Annotated in this window: 14 protein-coding genes, 4 tRNA genes and 4 pseudogenes; 12 read left to right on the top strand and 10 right to left on the bottom strand. The window is 40.7% G+C overall.

What is annotated here, in order from left to right:
• Positions 1 to 261 precede the first annotated feature (261 nt).
• Together RS130_RS13880 and RS130_RS13885 are read right to left on the bottom strand one after the other, a co-directional pair.
• Positions 262 to 1,242, bottom strand: a complete 981-nt coding sequence (locus tag RS130_RS13880) for a transposase (protein ID WP_316028063.1) — start codon at positions 1,240 to 1,242, stop codon at positions 262 to 264.
• Between the two features lie 235 nt (positions 1,243 to 1,477).
• A complete protein-coding gene (locus RS130_RS13885; protein WP_316026426.1) occupies positions 1,478 to 3,274 on the bottom strand; it encodes a M61 family metallopeptidase in 1,797 nt (598 codons plus the stop codon).
• 213 nt (positions 3,275 to 3,487) lie between these two features.
• Here RS130_RS13885 and RS130_RS13890 point away from each other — a divergent pair, with 213 nt between their 5' ends.
• From RS130_RS13890 to RS130_RS13940, 10 genes and pseudogenes are all read left to right on the top strand, one after another.
• Entirely contained in the window at positions 3,488 to 4,096 is a 609-nt protein-coding gene (locus tag RS130_RS13890) for a PilZ domain-containing protein (RefSeq protein WP_316026427.1), read from the top strand.
• 93 nt (positions 4,097 to 4,189) lie between these two features.
• Positions 4,190 to 4,652, top strand: a pseudogene (locus RS130_RS13895) (Mpo1 family 2-hydroxy fatty acid dioxygenase).
• Positions 4,653 to 4,772: 120 nt separating this feature from the next.
• A pseudogene (locus tag RS130_RS13900) lies at positions 4,773 to 5,863 on the top strand (sensor histidine kinase).
• A complete protein-coding gene (locus tag RS130_RS13905) occupies positions 5,853 to 6,671 on the top strand; it encodes a LytR/AlgR family response regulator transcription factor (protein ID WP_316026428.1) in 819 nt (272 codons plus the stop codon). The pseudogene RS130_RS13900 and the gene RS130_RS13905 overlap by 11 nt, the downstream one beginning before the upstream one ends.
• A 117-nt stretch (positions 6,672 to 6,788) precedes the next feature.
• Entirely contained in the window at positions 6,789 to 7,184 is a 396-nt protein-coding gene (locus RS130_RS13910) for an EamA family transporter (protein ID WP_316026429.1), read from the top strand.
• Between the two features lie 5 nt (positions 7,185 to 7,189).
• Positions 7,190 to 7,717 carry an EamA family transporter gene (locus RS130_RS13915; protein ID WP_316026430.1) on the top strand — a complete coding sequence of 176 codons (528 nt, stop codon included), beginning with the start codon at positions 7,190 to 7,192 and terminating at the stop codon, positions 7,715 to 7,717.
• A gap of 47 nt (positions 7,718 to 7,764) precedes the next feature.
• Positions 7,765 to 8,948: pseudogene (locus tag RS130_RS23570) on the top strand (FAD-dependent monooxygenase).
• Positions 8,945 to 9,121, top strand: a complete 177-nt coding sequence (locus RS130_RS13930; protein ID WP_316026433.1) for a hypothetical protein — start codon at positions 8,945 to 8,947, stop codon at positions 9,119 to 9,121. Before RS130_RS23570 ends, RS130_RS13930 begins: the two are co-directional and overlap by 4 nt.
• Positions 9,122 to 9,244: 123 nt before the next feature.
• The gene (ylqF, locus tag RS130_RS13935) at positions 9,245 to 10,261 is read left to right on the top strand and encodes a ribosome biogenesis GTPase YlqF (RefSeq protein WP_316026434.1); all 1,017 of its coding nucleotides are present in this window, start codon (positions 9,245 to 9,247) and stop codon (positions 10,259 to 10,261) included.
• 27 nt (positions 10,262 to 10,288) lie between these two features.
• Positions 10,289 to 10,684, top strand: coding sequence for a YkgJ family cysteine cluster protein (locus RS130_RS13940; RefSeq protein ID WP_316026435.1), 396 nt, complete (start codon positions 10,289 to 10,291; stop codon positions 10,682 to 10,684).
• A 132-nt stretch (positions 10,685 to 10,816) separates the two neighbouring features.
• Here the strand turns inward: RS130_RS13940 and RS130_RS13945 are convergent, their stop codons facing one another.
• The 8 genes from RS130_RS13945 to RS130_RS13980 all read right to left on the bottom strand — a co-directional run bounded on the left by RS130_RS13945 (position 10,817) and on the right by RS130_RS13980 (position 15,035).
• On the bottom strand, positions 10,817 to 12,232 hold the full coding sequence (locus RS130_RS13945) for an alanine/glycine:cation symporter family protein (protein WP_316026436.1): 1,416 nt from the start codon (positions 12,230 to 12,232) through the stop codon (positions 10,817 to 10,819).
• A 205-nt stretch (positions 12,233 to 12,437) separates the two neighbouring features.
• Positions 12,438 to 12,512, bottom strand: a tRNA-Gln gene (locus RS130_RS13950).
• Positions 12,513 to 12,621: 109 nt separating this feature from the next.
• Positions 12,622 to 12,696 (bottom strand) — tRNA-Gln (locus RS130_RS13955).
• A gap of 4 nt (positions 12,697 to 12,700) precedes the next feature.
• Positions 12,701 to 12,785 (bottom strand) — tRNA-Leu (locus tag RS130_RS13960).
• 27 nt (positions 12,786 to 12,812) lie between these two features.
• Positions 12,813 to 12,889 (bottom strand) — tRNA-Met (locus tag RS130_RS13965).
• Between the two features lie 178 nt (positions 12,890 to 13,067).
• Positions 13,068 to 13,400 carry a PH domain-containing protein gene (locus RS130_RS13970; RefSeq protein ID WP_316026437.1) on the bottom strand — a complete coding sequence of 111 codons (333 nt, stop codon included), beginning with the start codon at positions 13,398 to 13,400 and terminating at the stop codon, positions 13,068 to 13,070.
• 59 nt (positions 13,401 to 13,459) lie between these two features.
• Positions 13,460 to 14,704 carry a PH domain-containing protein gene (locus RS130_RS13975; protein ID WP_316026438.1) on the bottom strand — a complete coding sequence of 415 codons (1,245 nt, stop codon included), beginning with the start codon at positions 14,702 to 14,704 and terminating at the stop codon, positions 13,460 to 13,462.
• Entirely contained in the window at positions 14,697 to 15,035 is a 339-nt protein-coding gene (locus tag RS130_RS13980; RefSeq protein WP_316026439.1) for a PH domain-containing protein, read from the bottom strand. Before RS130_RS13980 ends, RS130_RS13975 begins: the two co-directional genes overlap by 8 nt.
• A 497-nt stretch (positions 15,036 to 15,532) precedes the next feature.
• Here RS130_RS13980 and dapB point away from each other — a divergent pair, with 497 nt between their 5' ends.
• Both dapB and carA read left to right on the top strand, forming a co-directional pair.
• Complete coding sequence (gene dapB / locus RS130_RS13985) at positions 15,533 to 16,336, top strand: 4-hydroxy-tetrahydrodipicolinate reductase (RefSeq protein ID WP_316026440.1); 804 nt, start codon at positions 15,533 to 15,535, stop codon at positions 16,334 to 16,336.
• 272 nt (positions 16,337 to 16,608) lie between these two features.
• Positions 16,609 to 17,755 (top strand): annotated as a pseudogene (carA, locus tag RS130_RS13990) (glutamine-hydrolyzing carbamoyl-phosphate synthase small subunit).
• The last annotated feature ends 24 nt before the right edge of the window (positions 17,756 to 17,779 follow it).

The raw sequence follows: 17,779 nt of genomic DNA on the forward strand, positions 1-17,779 counted from the left end.
GTATTATAATGCCCCTCAATTAAGATGCCCCTCAATTAAGACACCCATAATGCCCCTCAATTAAGACACCCATAAATAGCAATGGCGCTTAAGCTCTCTCAGTTACCGTTCTTCTAATCCATTCGGTTTAAATTATGCTCAAGACAACTAGATTGACGATGTTTACGGGTATGATGACGTGATTTTGTGGTGTGTAGTGAATATCAGGCGTGTCTGGCTTCAACAGTGATGTTGATGAGGTTTGTTACTTTGGAAAAAAGGCTAAGCGTGTTTAAGTAGGGTTTTGGCTTTACCTATGCCTCGTATTTTTTGATGTTGGGTGTGTAGGCTGAAGTTTCGCATTAAATGTTCACTGCCTACAGCATAACAAAAGTGCTTTTCGAATTCGGTGGTTAAGGTCAACCATTGTTCGTTGTTTAGGCCTAGCCTTTGTAGAATGGGCTGTTGCTGTGTATCGATTAATCCTGACTTATCATCTCTGATAACACGACCTGTGGTGTCGATGAGGTCGCAATAATCTTTTAGTGAAAAAGCGATGCCTCTCGGCATGTTTTGCCTGGGGTTGCCAACAAATGGCATTAAACCTTTGGGTTGCTGGTGGTGTCTCAAAGCTTGTATCCGAGTTTGAATACTGGTGTGGTCAGAGCCCTCAGGTGTGTTGGCCATATTGGCGCGAATGGGGTTTAAGTCCACGTAAGCCATGCAGGCCAGTAGGGCTGATTTATCGAGTAGTGCTTGAGACTTAAACCGTCCTTCCCAGAATCTGCCAGTGCAGGCATCTTCTTTGTTGGCTTCTCGGGCTATGTACTCATTGAGATTACGCATCAACCAACTGATGTCATACAAACGCATCCGGTAAATTTCAACGGTTTCTAGAAGGGTATGCCGCTCACTCTTGCTCAACGTGTCATCTCGCATAAACCGCTGCGACAACAAGGTGCCTTTATGCAGTTGATGCCAGCGAACGAGCACTTGTTTCACCGTCCAGCGCTCAGCCAAGGGTTTGTTCACGCACAGCACCACATGAGTGTGATTGCTCATCACCGCATAGGCGCAAATGTCGATAGCAAAGATACGGCTTAAATGAAGCAAGCGTGTTTCAACCCAAGCCCGCCTATGTTCAAAGCTCTGGCCTGTCAACGTATCTTCGCCACACAAAAATGAACGGCGAACACAGCGTGAAACACAATGATAATAAGGGGTGTCGACTAAACTGATTTGGCATTTACGAGACTGGGGCATCATGGCCATCCTTGGTTGAATCACTACCCATTAGTCTAGTTCAAATTGCGGATTCGTCGAATTTAATTATGGGTGTCTTGATTGGGGGGAGGCTGGTTTCTGTTAGTGTAACGTTGAGTTCAGATTAGTTCAGTACGGTGCAACACTATCACCACTTGATGTCTTAAGAGTCAAAGGCTCTGAGTCATCAAGTGATAATGTTCTGACTGTGAGTAAATATAACTGTTGAATTAATCTAACCTAACCAACTGGTAGCGAGTTGAGGGTTGTTGATATTCAAATAAATAGTGTCGTGCTGTGTTGGTTTTGCCTCAAATGAGAGCTTTTTGAGTTTTTTATCTCTAAGTACAATGAGTTCACTAGTTTGTCCTAATGTTAAGTTATTAATGATGTGCTTAATGCTGGCTTTGCTAACTTGCCAATTATTCATAGCGATAAGAACGTCTCCAACTTGTAAACCTGCTTCGTAGGCACTGGTAAACTCTGATACCTGTGTAATGGCAACGCCTATTTCTTTGTCTGCACAAAGTGCTCCGAAATCATATAGTAGAGGCTCTTTATTAATGTTCCCGCCTTTGTCATCGATGTTATCTTTAACTTGGTTTATGACGTCTACGCCAAATTGGGATAGTAAGTTTTCAAAATGTAACTCCTCTGTTGAATACAACGCAGCATCTAAAAAATCACTTAAATCAAGCCCTAGGCTTTCTCTTACTATGTCATGAATAACAGTGGGGTGGGTGGCCACATTGACTTTGCCGTGGTTAAACCATAAATGTCGCATAACGTCATCTAAACTATATTGCTTGTTGCTGGCTAAACGTATACTCAAATCAAGGCACATGGCGACAACGGCTCCTTTATTGTAGTAACTCACAATATTGTTAACCGCTCCTTCATCTTGTTTATAGAATTTAGTCCAAGCATCAAAGCTTGACTCAGTAATCGTTTGTTTAAACCTTCCTTTGTTGCAAAGTAACCGCGTAAGGTTTTTAGACATAATTTTAAGGTATTCATCTTGTGTGATTCGGCCGCAACGTAATAACGATAAATCATCGTAATAGCTGGTAAAACCTTCGTATATCCATAATTGCTCGGTGTACTTTTCACTATCTAAACTGGCCTCAAATAGCTCTTCTGGCTTGATGCGTTTTACATGCCAAGTATGAAAAAATTCATGACTACATAAACTTAAAAACACTTGGTAACCGTCTGTCATTTTGCCTTGTTGATAGGGGCTGGGTAAATCTTTACGACTATACATAAGTGCCGTAGAACTGATATGTTCTAGCCCTCCAAAAGCGTTATCCGTGAGTAGAGTAATAAATTGATAATGCTTAACAGGCGGTTGGTCAGAGAAAAAGTCAATTTGATGTTGGCATATGATACTTAGGTCTTGTTGAATTCTGGCCATGTCTGCTTGATGTCCTCCAGCCAGGATCAATTCAAATTGCACGCCTGAAGTGCTGAATGGAATAATATCAAATTCTCCCATTAATACTGGATGGTCAATTAATTCGTCATAGTTATTGGCCCAATATTCACCAAATTGGTGAGATAAAGGATGATGTGAAGGCATAGTCGTGGCGACTTGCCAATGAGCTAACTTTGCAGAGTCGGGCTTCACTAAACGTAATGAAGAGGGCTGCTGTGTTTGCCCTTCAACCGCTAGAAACATATTTGTGCCATTAAAAAATGCGTATTCATCATTAATGTATGCGCCTCGAACCGACAAGTCGTACGCATATATTTGGTAAGTCACATGTGCTTTTTTTGCAGTTGGCGGCAGTTTCCAGCTTTGTTTGTCGAGTTTCTCAATAGTTAGTGTGTTGCCTGCATCATCTTTAGCCGCGATGCTAATTATATTTTTGGCAAAATCTCTAATCATGTAACTACCGGGGATCCAAGCGGGAAGGGATAATACTTGACCTGAAATATTTGGTTTATCTATAGTCAACTTAACGTCGAAAGTGTGACCGGCAATAGATGATAATGTGACTTGGTAGTGGATATTGGGTTTTGCTGCTTGCATTGAATTCTCTCTACTTGGTATAACAAGTATATTAGCTGTTATTTAAGACTCTTGTGGTCTTGACGTAAATCTTAGGTTATTGTTTTTAGAATCTTTATTACCCTTAACAGGTAAATGTATTAGGAATATTGCACCCATGGCGATTTTGCAGGAAAAGTCGGAATAACCAATGAAGAACTTAAAAAAATAAGATCTATGCGCCCTGGTCGTTCTATGGATTTACAAATTACAACATTGACTGGGGTCAAAAGGGTCAGAACCGAATTTGTTGGAATGGATAATAAGCGTTGTTTAATCATTAAGTTTCCAGATGAGTCTAAATGGGGCAGATTAAAAGACGCAATATTTAAAGATAATACTATGGTTGTAAGGTATATTCTTGAAGATGATATTGGTGAAATTATTGCTTTTAAAGTGAAGGTCCTATTAGTCACCACAGCGCCTACTGATTTGATTTTCACTTCTTTCCCTACCGCTATTCAAAGCCACGACTTACGAGCAGAGCCAAGAGCACAGACAAGTATCGCAGTGAAGTTGACCGACGCTCAGACGAATGAACCACTATGTCATTGCGTTATTATTGATATTTCTAGTAATGGTTGTCGCGTATCGATTGATAAAAAGGTATTGGTAGGAACTCCAGCAATGAGGCAAGTTATTAAAATGCATTTATCCGCAGCGTCAGATAAGAGTATTGAGCTAGAAGGTACAATTATGAGCACTAAAGTAGATGAAGTGTTTCGTTACTTTGGAATTAAATTTGATACGCCGAAAAGTGAGGTCAAACAATTACTGAAGGATATGATGGTTGTTACAGCGTAACCGCTTATTTGCCCTTGTTATTTTTGGAATTTTTAATTGAAGCGCTGGCACTGAATTGTTAGATTAAAGTTAATTAAAATATCAGAGAAAGTTATGCGACAAATTGATGCGTTACTTAGAGACTATAATGAAAGTCACCAAAATAAAGCTAACAAATATTTACACGCTATTTCGGTCTCCAACCATTTATTTTGTTAGCTTGGCGTTAGTTTGGTCCATTCCTACGCCTGAGTTTTTGGATTACTTTGGTGTCACTTGGGCCCATGTCATTGTTATTCCAGCCCTTTACTATTATTTTAAGTTGTCAGGCCCTGTTGGAGCCGCTATGACTTTTTTGAGTATTTTAAGTTTTTTCTTCATTAAACTATTGGTTACGATGGAAGTATCAGTATGGCAATTTAGCCTTGGCTTATTTGTTAGTATGTGGATATTACAATTTTACGGACACCACATTGAAGGTAAAAAAATAGGTCTTTTTAAAGACATCCAATTTCTTTATATTGGCCCTGCATGGTGGTCGGTACATTGGCTAAAACGACTGAACATAAATTACTAGGTATTTAATGACCTATAGTCCGGCTGAGACCAACTACCCGTTAGTTAAGACCAAGATCACACGCCTACGTTGTTTTTTTAGTACACTTCATCTTTCACTTTTTGTATCTTTGGAAATTACGTGCCTTATTGGGGAAAATTGGTAGATAGTCGTGAACGACTATTTTGGACGTTGCATACCGCTGGCTGGGCAGGGTTTGCAATCATTTATTACATTGGCTCGTTTTTACACGATATGCGCAGTGTTTGGTTGGTAGTTATTGTATTAAATGCCTTTGCTGGTTGGCTGTTAACTATTCCCCTTCGTTATATTTATCGCAAAGCACGTACCTTGAGTCCGATCAAAATGTTGGTTTTAGTGGTTGTCAGTTTATATTTGACGGCATTATTTTGGGCCATGATAAAAACCTCCATTATTGGGAAATCTATAAAAGAGGCTACCGTCCTGAGGTGTGGTATATGTATTTTACCAACACCGTTAACTCAATCATTATGATTGGTTGTTGGACCGGTGCGTATTTTGGTATCAAAAATTACCAAATGTTACTTAAAGAAAAGCAAAACGTATTAAAAGCCTCTTCTATGGCTCATCAAGCGCATGTGAAAATGTTGCGTTATCAACTTAATCCCCATTTTTTGTTCAATACCTTAAACGCTATTTCTACCCTCATTTTAATAAAAGACAATAAAACCGCTGAAGCAATGGTTAACAGGTTAAGTGACTTTTTACGTTACTCCCTCGAGAAAGATCCCATTCATAAAGTCCCTCTCATTCAAGAAATACAGGCATTGGAGCTGTATTTACAAATTGAAAAGGTGCGTTTTGAAGAAAGGTTAACAGTAAATTGGGACATAGATGAGAGTGCCACAAAAGCCTCTGGTGCCGAGTTTGATTTTGCAGCCTCTAATAGAAAATGCAATAAAGTACGCCATATCAAAAATGGAAGGTGGGGGGATTATTAGTATTTCGGCAAAGTCGTTGGCAGGAGAACTCATTTTAGATGTGAGTGACAATGGTCCTGGCGCAAGAATGGTTAACGGCCAATTGCCAAGTAGCCAAGGTGGGGAGTTGGGTTAGCGAATATAAAAGAGCGCCTGCAAGCGCTATATATTAATAAATACACTTTCCAGATTGATAATAACCAGCCAACAGGATTGAATGTAAATATTAGAATACCGTTTGAATTGGGCGAGACGATACATGCAGATTAAAACACTCATAGTGGACGATGAGCCTTTAGCTCGCAAAGGTTTGGCCATACGTTTAGCTGAGTACAGTAATATCGAGATTATTGGTGAATGCAAAAATGGCCTTGAAGCCTTAGACAACATACCGACACTAAACCCAGACTTGGTCTTTTTAGATATTCAAATGCCAGGTTTAAATGGTTTTCAAGTGTTGAGTAAGTTAAGGGAGCAGGCGCATTCGCTGCCATTAATTGTGTTTGTCACGGCGTTTGATTCTTACGCTATTAAAGCCTTTGAGATACATGCTATCGATTACATACTCAAGCCAGTTGAAGATGAAAGGTTAAAAGCAGCCATAAATAAGGTGAGTCACTATTTAGCCGCAAAAGAACAAAATGGAAACCATGCAAAATTAGCTCAGTTAGTCGCAGATTTTACCGGAAGTGATTCGACAGATATTCTACATAAATTGGCCAGCGGTGAAACTATTGGTCCTCGAACCTTTGCGAATGTCTTGGCGATAAAAGACGGTGCTGAAATTACCCGTGTCCCCATTCAAGACGTGCAATGGATTGATGCGGCTGGCGATTATATGTGCGTACACACAACGGCTCGTACACATATTATGCGCCGTACAATGAAAGAGTTAGAAAACAATCTTGACCCTAAAGTGTTTGTTCGTGTCCATAGGTCAGTCATTGTTAATATTCAATACGTAGAAAAACTCGTTAGTCATATCAGTGGTGAGTATCATTTGATTTTATCTAATAAGGAAGAACTTAAAGTGAGTAGGAGTTATAGAGATAGAGTCAAACAAATGATAAAATCGTGAATGTCGATTAAAAGATGCTATGTCGATTTGCCTCCACCTTATCGATCGTTTGAATGATACAAAGTCTAAGTACTAGGTTCCTCGTAGTACTCATCAACTGCCATTTTTGAAGGTAACGTGAATAACACTAGTTTGTCCCCAAATGACCATTGGTATGGTTTCTTTTTGTCTTTGCTAACCGCATTTTTGTGGGGCATTCTGCCGGTATTTTTAAAGTTAAGTCTGGAAATGATGGATCCCGTTACTATTACATTGTATCGGTTCTTGGTGGCCGGCATATTTGTATTTTTAATGTTGTTCCAATCCCGTGCGCTACCCCAATTAAGAGTATTTAAAAGCCGTAAAGGGTTTAGTTTGGTTTTAGTCTCGGTACTTCTTGTGGTTAACTATGTGGCGAATGTGAAAGGGTTAGAATATATCAATCCAGAGTCGTCACAAGTGCTGATGCAATTGGCCCCTTTTCTATTAATGTTAGGGGGAATAGTGTTTTTTCTGAACGCTTTAGTCGGTTAGAATGTGTGGGGGCTATTTTATTGTTACTGGGCTTAGCTTTATTTTTTAACGACAAACTTAGCTTGTTATTTTCTTCACTAAATGAATATACCCTAGGCGTGTTGATTATTATGTTTGCTGCCGTTGCTTGGGCAGCATATGCGCTCGTACAGAAGTCATTACTAGCCTATTTTTCGGCGAAGCAAATTACCTTGTTGATTTATTCAATGGGGGTCATTATGTTGTTACCCTTTGCTGAGCCAGCACTGTTATTAACCTTAGATGTCACGCACTTGTGGGTACTCGCCTTTTGTTGTGTAAATACGATAGTAGGTTATGGAGCTTTTACCGAAGCCTTAAGTGTTTGGCAAGCGTCTAAAGTGAGCGCAGTCATTACTTTAGCACCAGTTTTTACCTTTGTTAGTATGTATTTGGCCGTCGAACTTATGCCTGACCACTTCGTAGCCAGTGAATTGGATATATGGGCCTATATTGGTGCTGGGATAGTGGTGGTAGGATCGGCAATTACCTCATTGGGTAAAGCTAGCCGCTAATTGCTGATTCGATTAGCGGGGAGTTATATATAAATAAGGAAAATACGTTGTTTGATTTTTGTGTGATTGGTGGTGGTATGGTGGGCGCTACTTTAGCCATAGGCTTGAGTGATCTCGGTTATACCGTTGCCTTAGTCGAAAGCAATAAACCTACCGACTTTGACAAAAGACAACCGCCCGATTTGCGAGTGTCCGCAATTAGTCTCACTTCAGAAAAACTGCTCACTCATCTCGGCGCTTGGCGTTTCATTCAGCGTATGCGTTTATGCCAATATAAACGTTTATCTGTGTGGGATGAGCCGCGGGCTCGAACTGATTTTGAGAGTGCCGCTATAGGTGCTAGTCACTTAGGGCACATAGTCGAAAACCGTATTGTTCAATTGGGATTACATCAGGTTATCGCCAATAAACCCGGTATTACCTGTTATTGGAATGATGCGGTTCAAGCTATCCAGAACAACGGCCAATCTGCAGTGACATTGGCCAGTGGTAATATCATCGAAAGTCGAATTTTGGTTGGGGCGGATGGGGGAACTCAATGGTTCGGCAAGTGTCGAATATTGGAGTGATAGGCTGGCAATATGCCCAACAAGCCTTGGGTATTAGTATTAAAACCAACACCGATACACAAGACATCACATGGCAACAATTTACCACTGATGGACCATTGGCTTTTTTACCTCTTTATGATGGGTTTGGCTCTTTGGTTTGGTATAACACAGCGGAGAATATTAGGTGGTTGAAAAGTCTGTCTAATGAAAAACTAAAACAAGAAATAGTACAAACTTTTCCCGCAGAATTAGTAGATTTCGAGGTGTTGGCTACGGCCAGTTTCAGATTGACGAGGATGCATGCCAATCGATATTTTAAAGGTCATGTTGTATTGGTGGGGGATGCTGCTCATACCATTAATCCTCTGGCGGGGCAGGGCGTTAATTTAGGTTTTAAAGACGTGACGGCATTGCTGCAATCACTTGATAAAAGTACGGCAAAGTTTGGTCATCAACAGGCGTTAAACGCTGTTAACCGCCAACAATGGTTAACGGCTTATCAATCAGCTCGCCGGTTAGATAATGGACTAATGATGAGCGCGATGGATAGTCTGTATGGTGTGTTTAGTAACGACTTTCCCCCTTTCTCTATCATTCGAAATCTAGGTCTTAAACTGGCTAATCGTTCAGGACCTTTGAAAAAACAAGCGTTAAAGTATGCAATGGGGATAACACAATGACGGTGCTCATTATTCTGGGAGTTTTATTTGTTGCTTTGGTGGTACTGGTGCCGCTGATCGAAAAGTCGAATTTTAATCTGAGCAATGAACAAATGAGCAAATTTAGTCGCTGGATCCTACCATTACTGGTAATTTCAGTGGTTATTCAACTGATCATGCATTACACCGGCTAAACACACAGGTATACTCTTCTGATTCAATCCTGCCATTACCCTCAACCCATTTAAAAATGACGGATTTAATATGCTTGGGGCATATAATAGTGGCAGTAATCGTACACAACTAAAGGCGAAAAAATGGCAGTTCATTGGTATCCGGGGCATATGCACAAAGCCCAAAAAGAAATAAAACAAGTATTGCCTCAAGTCGATTTATTGATTGAAGTGTTAGATGCTCGGATCCCGTACTCCAGTGAAAACCCTGCTATTGCGCAACTAAGAGGCGATAAGCCTTGTATAAAAGTGTTAAGTAAAACGGATTTAGCTGATCCGGTGGTGACCGCCACTTGGCAAGAATATTTAGAGCGTGAAAGATCGGTAAAAACGTTTGCAGCGACGACTGAGCAACCGGCACAGATGAAGAAAATTATAGAGTTGTGCCGCAAAATGTTGCCCGAAAAAGAGGCAAGTGTAAAAACTATCAATACCATGATAGTCGGTATTCCTAATGTGGGTAAATCAACACTTATTAATATTTTGGCTGACAGAATTATTGCTAAAACCGGTAACGAGGCGGCTGTAACCAAACATCAGCAACGTATTAATTTAGGCAATGGAATAACCTTGTTCGATACCCCTGGTATTTTGTGGCCAAAAGTTGAAAACCCAAATAGTGGTTATCGATTAGCTGCCACTGGCGCGATTAAAGATACGGCTATGGAATATGATGATGTGGGTTTCTACGCAGCGGATTATTTAATTAAGGCTTACCCAGAGTGTTTAAAAGAACGTTTTAAGTTAACGAGTATTGGCGCTACTGAAATAGAGTTTTTGGAAGCAGCTGCTGGCAGTCGTGGTGCATTAATGGCCGGAGGTAGAGTTAATTTACACAAAATTTGTGAAGTATTAATTAACGAACTTCGTTCAGGAAAGTTAGGGCGAATAAGCTTAGAAACACCAGAAATGGTAGAGCACGAAGAAGCCGAAATGGCTAGCGTCGCGGCTAAGAAAGCGGCGGATAAAATTAAGCGTAAACAAAGTTTTAAAACAGGCTCACTCACGCCAGATAAAAAAGATCGCAAAGAAAAAAGAGAGTCAGATCGCGCGGCACAATCAGCACGTATGAAAAAACAACACCGTGCTCGTTCAAAATAGAATGCCAACGACAAACAAAATAAAAGCATGAAGGACTGTACACAGTGCGGAAAATGCTGCATTAAATACAGTGATGGTGACCTATCCGCTTCTGACGGTGACATAGAGATGTGGCGCTTGTTTAATCCCGATATCGCAGAGTATGTTAAGGGAGGGTTGATTTGGTTTTCACCGAATAGCGGTAAACGCTTAGCTCTATGTCCTTTTTTGCGTGGCGTTACAAGTTCAGATACGGGTAAAACACTATACAGTTGTGACATATATCACGACCGTCCAGAAGACTGTCGGTTCTACCCCGTCACAGTAAAGCAAATGATGAGTGATGACTGTGAAATGCTAGAGCCGCAAGATCTGCATGAGCCTATTAAAGCTCAAGCAGATCTAGATACGTTATTAAGATATAGCCGCCCCAGTTTTGACTAGCGACATTTTCTGGTTTTACCGGTTGGCTAGGCTAACATGGCTTATCAGTTAACGCCGTAAACAAACAGCGTTTAGTGTGAACAAAACTGATAAGGCATAATATAAGCCTTTGAGAACATTATTACCTTTGTTCTATTCTTTATTGTCCCAAATGCCCGTTTCTGATTGGCCTTGTATATCGCAATCACCAGTCTGGTAAGTGATGTTTTTACCTGCTTGGCGTTTATCGAAATAATCTTTACTGATAGATACAATGGTTGGCGTCATCCAAGCCAAGGCAATAATATTAATCACAGTCATCAAACCTAACGCCATATCGGCAGCGGCCCATACTTCTGGTAATGCTGCCATTGAGCCCCACAATATCATCAGCAAATAACCCGTTGTATAACATGCTCGGCCAATTTTATTATCTAATTTGAACATATGTAGATTACTCTCTCCATAGGCGTAATTTGCCACGACAGAGGTAAAGGCAAACAAACTGATTGCCGCAGCTACAAAGTCGGCTCCGCCTGAGCCTAGGTGTGAGCCCATTGCATCTTGAGTTAATCGTATTCCTTCCATTTGATCACTATTAGAGCCGCCGGCTAACAAAATAACAACTGCAGTACAGGTACAGAGGATCATGGTGTCGATAAACACTCCCAGCATTTGCACATAACCCTGAGACACAGGATGGTTAGGATTTGGAGTGGCACTCGCTGCTGCATGAGGCACGCTGCCCGAGCCCGCTTCATTAGAATACAACCCCCGTTGCACACCATGCTTAAAGGCCGCACCTATTGCTCCGGCCCCAGCTTCTTGTAGACCAAAAGCGGAAGAAATAATATCCCATAACATAGCAGGCACTAAATTCGCGTTAAGTACGGTGATAATGACGGTAATGAGCACGTAAGACAATGCCATAAAAGGGACAACCCATTCGGCAAATTTTGCGATAGCACGCAAGCCACCAATAACAATTAAGCCCGCTAGCAGAATAATGACTAAGCCCGAATAGAGAGTAGGGATATCGTAGGCATGATTTAACGCATCGGTAATAGTATTGGCTTGCACGGCACTAAAAATAAAGCCGTAGCCTAAAAATAAAAACAGTGAAAATATTATGGCTAACCAACGCTTGTTTAAGCCTTGTTGAATATAATATGCTGGCCCGCCTCGGTATTCACCATTGGTGTCTTTTACTTTATATAACTGACCTAACACACTTTCTGCAAAACCTGTCGCCATGCCCAAAATGGCGATAACCCACATCCAAAAAATAGCGCCTGAGCCACCTAGTGATATAGCGACCGCTACACCTGCTAAGTTACCTGTGCCTACTCTAGCCGAAAGACTGGTACATAATGCTTGAAAGGAACTGATGCCCGCTTTATCGCTTTTAGTGCTCCCTTTCATTACAGAAAACATATGCTTAAAGTGGCGTAGCTGAATAAAACCTAACTTAACAGTAAACCATACACCGGCAGCCAACAGCATATAGATCAAAACTTGATAGTCACCCCATAAGATATTGTTAATGTCTTTAACTAATTGATTGAGCAAAATTTTTCCTTTTAAATTATGTGGGTGTGAGGAAATACTGCCGTCTTCGGCCATTTATGTCTAGTGCTTTGCAGCTTGATGGCGACTAATTTGCAAAAAACGTTAAGCAAGGCTTTGTCTTTATTTGGCCAGATAGTTGAACTGGCACTAATACACAGACACCAAGGATCAAAAAGCCTGCTATAAAAGCAGGCTTTTTGGTGTTTGGCTGGGGTAGCTGGACTTGAACCAACGAATGGCGGGATCAAAACCCGCTGCCTTACCACTTGGCTATACCCCAATAAAACAGGTGTACTATAAAAAAACAGCCGTTTATTTATAGTAAACTGCTAGTACAAACATTCTTATTCTAACCTCAAGAATGTCAAACTCAGCAATTTATAAAATAATGGCTGGGGTAGCTGGACTTGAACCAACGAATGGCGGGATCAAAACCCGCTGCCTTACCACTTGGCTATACCCCAACAATGGTGCGGAAGGAGAGACTCGAACTCTCACGCCGTGAAGCACTGGAACCTAAATCCAGCGTGTCTACCAATTCCACCACTCCCGCGTACTTCTTCTAACTAGATGACAAAAATGGTGGCTACACCGGGATTTGAACCTGGGACCCCATCATTATGAGTGATGTGCTCTAACCAGCTGAGCTATGTAGCCATTTCTGTCACTCCGTTACCGAAGTGGCGCGTATTATGCTGATCTAGTATTTGGTCGTCAACCGTTTTTTTAATTAAAAAATTCGTTTGCTCAGTATCTAAACAGACTTACGCTTATTTGTTCAAAAAAATAGCAAATACTGAGGGAAATAGCCCGTATTATTTTTAAATCAGTGCCACTACATCCAAGATTTTTCACTAGACTCAACTGTAAATAAGCTCTCATTGATTAATTTATAAGCGAGTGCTTGGGAAATTAACGGAATTTTTAACGAACCAGAGGCTAACACAAACTGAACCGAGGCTAGTTTGCTATTTTTTTGCAGAATGCTTTGCTTAAATGTTGTTTGCTGAATTTTAAAAATAGGAAAACAATAATAATCAACGCCAAATAATCCTTTGCGTATGTAGATATATTGTTCGTCGCAGGCAATTCCCCAGCGTGTCCAGCGAATATAAATTAGAGCGCAGAGTATGATAAATATTCCTGTACTCGTAGCCGCACCAGTCAAGTTGCCGTTAAGTAGTGAGAACCCTAATAGCAATATACATATAGGAAATATGACGAATACTATATGTTTAAACAGAAAATGGCGGCTGATTGAAGTGAAATGGTTATTTTGTATATATGCCGCCAAATTGTTTCAGGGTAGGCATCATTGGTTAACTGATGGCACTCTTCAATTTTTATAGATGGCACGATAATCTTATTATTGGTCGCTAAGTGCTGATTGTTAGCTTCAATAGAGCTGTTTTGTTCAAAGGTTAAATTGATTCTTTTTAGCAAAAGGTCGAGCCAATCTTGTTTTCGAATAATCATTTGTAGACGACTCAGGCGCATACTGACTTCGTGTTTGGTGAGTAAACCACTGCGTCTAATGTATCGGTCATCTATTTTATTTAAGGTGTAGCCATGAAAACTAATAATAGAGCCCAATACAGAGAAGCCCACCAGTAGCAACATAATTAGTATTGTCAGGCTGACAGCATATAAGGCTATCTCTACTATTGAGTTAGCTTGTAGAGTAAATAGGGCCTTGAAGTCTATGCCTAGACGGACGAGAAATTGATTGATAAATCCCGCTATATTGTCATAAAAGGGCGCTAGACCGCCAAGAAAAATCCAAATTCTATTACTGGTAATACCGTGAATAATTAGGTCGTTCAAAGAGCGCGTGTTGAGGCATGTTTCATTTTGTGTGGTTGCGCTAACACTGTGTAAATTATCATTAGGACTAGCAGATTGTCCTTGTGCTTGGCCTCCAGCTTCATTGGTACTTTGTGCATAGTTGAGTATGTGGGTTTTTAAATGTTCTGCGAATTCAGAGCGTAAGGCAATGATCTTTGCTTCGCTTTTTGCCGATCCTGCACTGTCTAGCTGAATACAAACATGGCCGGTAAAACGGTAATAAATGGGCTGTTCGAGCTTAACGTTTTGAACCCGCTCAAAAGGTAAATTAAGATACTTTTTATTGAAAAGTCCAGATCTGATCTCGATGTTGTCGTCTGATAGTTTAAAGCGGTAAACCTTATAGTTAACAATGGCTAGCAATACAAACACCGTCAAAAGGGCAGCGATGCTAGGTAACCAAACAGTAGGGTGTTGTAATATGCTTTTGTAGTTGATGGCTAAAACAGGAATGAGAAAAAGCGCATTGCCAAACAAATGTTTAACGCTACTGGCGGCAAAGTACACAATGGCTATGGGTGATAACATTTGCCATTGGTTTAAGGAACGATAGGCGTTGACTTGCTCACTCTTATCTGACGCTGTCGTATCCGATGTTAGCCCCTTCTTGGCTGCGTTGCTATCCATGCGTAAGTACTGACTTGTGTTTTAGAATGATTTGCCTTAACTGTTGGGCATTGGCAAATGGCAGTCCGGGAATTTCAAAGGTATGCATGGCACCCCCAGCGCTAAATACTTGCAAACTGGCTAATCCCGCTTTTCGTTCTATTGGCCCTCTTTTAAGTTCAATATGTTGAATTCGAGAAATAGGCTGACTCACCATTTTCTTAAAAAATAAACCACTGCTAAAATGTACATCCAATTCCCTCAGTGCATAGTACTTTTGCTTATCTGCTTGAAAGGTAACCCAGCACAAAGGGCCCGCCAATATTACTACAGCGAGCATAATTGCTGGCAATATTGAAATAAATTCTCCTGAGCAATTTAAATATTGTTTGGTAGTAAAGAAAGGTGCCAATGCTTAAAACTGAGCACAAAACCGCTATCAATATTAGCAAGTTTATCCGCGCATAGCTTGGAGCCAATGGTTGTGGGGTTAATGTTTCTATCTGGGGCAGATAAGTTAAATCTACACTGTTATTACTAAAGGTCTGTTGCATGAAGGGAGCACTAGCCACTATTGTCTATGTCGTGCCGACAGTCTAGCGTAAACGTTGTTCCATATGCAGTGGATTATTGACTGGGCTTACAACAATAACGTTTCAAATTATGTCGTCAAACCGTGCTAGTCAATTGAATAGATGGTGGAGCTGATGAATATTCAGAAAAGTACACTGAAAGTAATGGGGCTTATTCCGAGTTAAGGTTATATATAACCATAGCTGTGCTGCATCTCGTTAATATTTGAGGCACAATTACTGTAAACAACATCACGATTTAAAGTAACGATTAGATATGAGCAATATTGCAATTTTTGGTGCCAATGGGCGCATGGGTAGAGTCTTGATTGACGCGATTGAACAAAGTGCTGAGAATAAACTCGTTGCCGCTTCTGTTAGAGCATCTTCTACATTGGTGGGAGCCGATGTTGGTGAAGTAGCGGGTATTGGTAAAAAAGGGATCTCAATTTGCAGCGATCTGTCAGAACATATGGTGAATACTGATGTGTTAATTGATTTTACCTTGCCAGCTGCGCTGGCTGATAATTTAGCTTTATGTAGAGCCCATAACAAACCCGTGGTAATAGGTACTACCGGTTTATCTGATGAACAAAAGAGTATTTTGCATGAAGCAGCTAAGCATATACCTATAGTGTTCGCCGCCAATTATAGTGTAGGTGTGAATTTGCTGCTGAATTTGGTTCGTCAAGCTGCCGCTGTCATGGCTGATACCGCAGACATAGAAATTTTAGAAGCTCACCATCGATTTAAAAAAGATGCGCCATCGGGTACTGCTGTAGCCATTGGAGAAGCCATTGCAACTGAGATCGGCCGTGACTTATCTAGTTGTGCTGTATATGGTCGACAAGGAGATACGGGGGAGCGGGACCACAACACTATTGGTTTTGCCACCGTTAGAGCTGGAGATGTAGTGGGTGAGCATACTGCGTTATTTGCAGACATAGGCGAACGATTAGAAATTACCCATAAAGCTTCAAGCCGATTAACCTTTGCCAAAGGGGCGGTAAAAGCAGCGCAATGGTTAATTGATAAACCCGCTGGCTTGTATGACATGGAAGATGTTTTAGGTTTTAAATAGACATTTTTAGCGCTTATGAGTAAAAAGTCGCATTAAGCGCTTATTTATGCATTTTTTGTAATTGGGGTTGGACGGCTTTGCCCCTTATATGTATAATATTGCGAATTTGCCAAATTTCAGTGGGATAGTCCTTATTTCGCTACGTTTCAAAAGCAAATTGACTAAATACTTATGGAAAACAATATGTTGCATAAGTATTCTTTAGAGTTATATTTTTTATTAAATAGGCTCTTTAGGTTAAACTTTTTTATTTAACTAACCTGGAGGTTGATTTGGCTAATACTGCCCTTTTAGTACTTGAAGATGGTTCTATCTTTAGAGGTACTGCGATTGGTGCTTCTGGTAAATCTGTTGGTGAGGTTGTATTTAACACCTCGATGACCGGTTATCAGGAAATATTGACTGACCCATCTTATGCACAACAAATAGTTACCTTAACGTATCCTCATATTGGCAACACGGGTGTTAACCAAGAAGATTGCGAGTCCGATAAAATTTGGGCTAAAGGTCTAATTATTCGAGACTTGCCATTAATAGTGAGTAACTTTCGTAGTGAAAAAAGTCTTTCGGAATATTTACAAGACAATAATATTCTAGCGATAGCTGATATCGACACCCGCCGGCTAACTCGTATTTTACGTGATAAAGGTGCACAAAGTGGCTGTATCATTACTTGTGATTCAGCAAGTGACATTGAATCAGCTCAAGCATCGGCATTGGCAGAAGCGCAAGCATTCGGCGGCCTAAAAGGAATGGACTTAGCCAAAGAAGTGACTTGCGAACAGACATATCAATGGACCGAGGGAAGTTGGCAGTTGGGTAGTGGATACCAAACTGAAGCCGAAAACCAACCATTTCATGTTGTGGCCTATGATTTTGGTGCCAAGCATAATATTTTGAGAATGTTGGTTGACCGTGGTTGTCGATTAACTGTAGTGCCTGCTAAAACAGCAGCTGCTGAAGTCTTAGCATTGAAACCTGATGGTGTTTTCTTATCGAATGGCCACAGGCGATCCTGAACCATGTGATTATGCCATTACTGCGATTCAACAAATTTTAGAAACTGAAATACCTATTTTCGGCATTTGTTTGGGTCATCAACTTTTAGCATTAGCCAGTGGTGCGAATACTATTAAAATGAAGTTTGGCCATCATGGGGCAAATCACCCAGTTAAAGACATTAAAGGTAATCGCGTAATGATAACCAGTCAAAACCATGGGTTTGCAGTAGACGAAAATGCCTTGCCTGATAATCTAGAAGTGACGCATATTTCATTGTTCGATAAGTCGTTACAGGGTATTCATCGCACAGATAAACCAGCATTTAGCTTTCAAGGACACCCTGAAGCTAGCCCTGGTCCTCATGATGCAGCGCCACTGTTTGACCATTTTATTGATTTAATAAAAGCGGCTAAGTAACCACTACTGTATTTGATGTAAGCA

The sequence above is a fragment of the Paraglaciecola aquimarina genome (genome assembly GCF_032464635.1).
GTDB classification, from domain to species: Bacteria; Pseudomonadota; Gammaproteobacteria; order Enterobacterales; family Alteromonadaceae; genus Paraglaciecola; species Paraglaciecola aquimarina.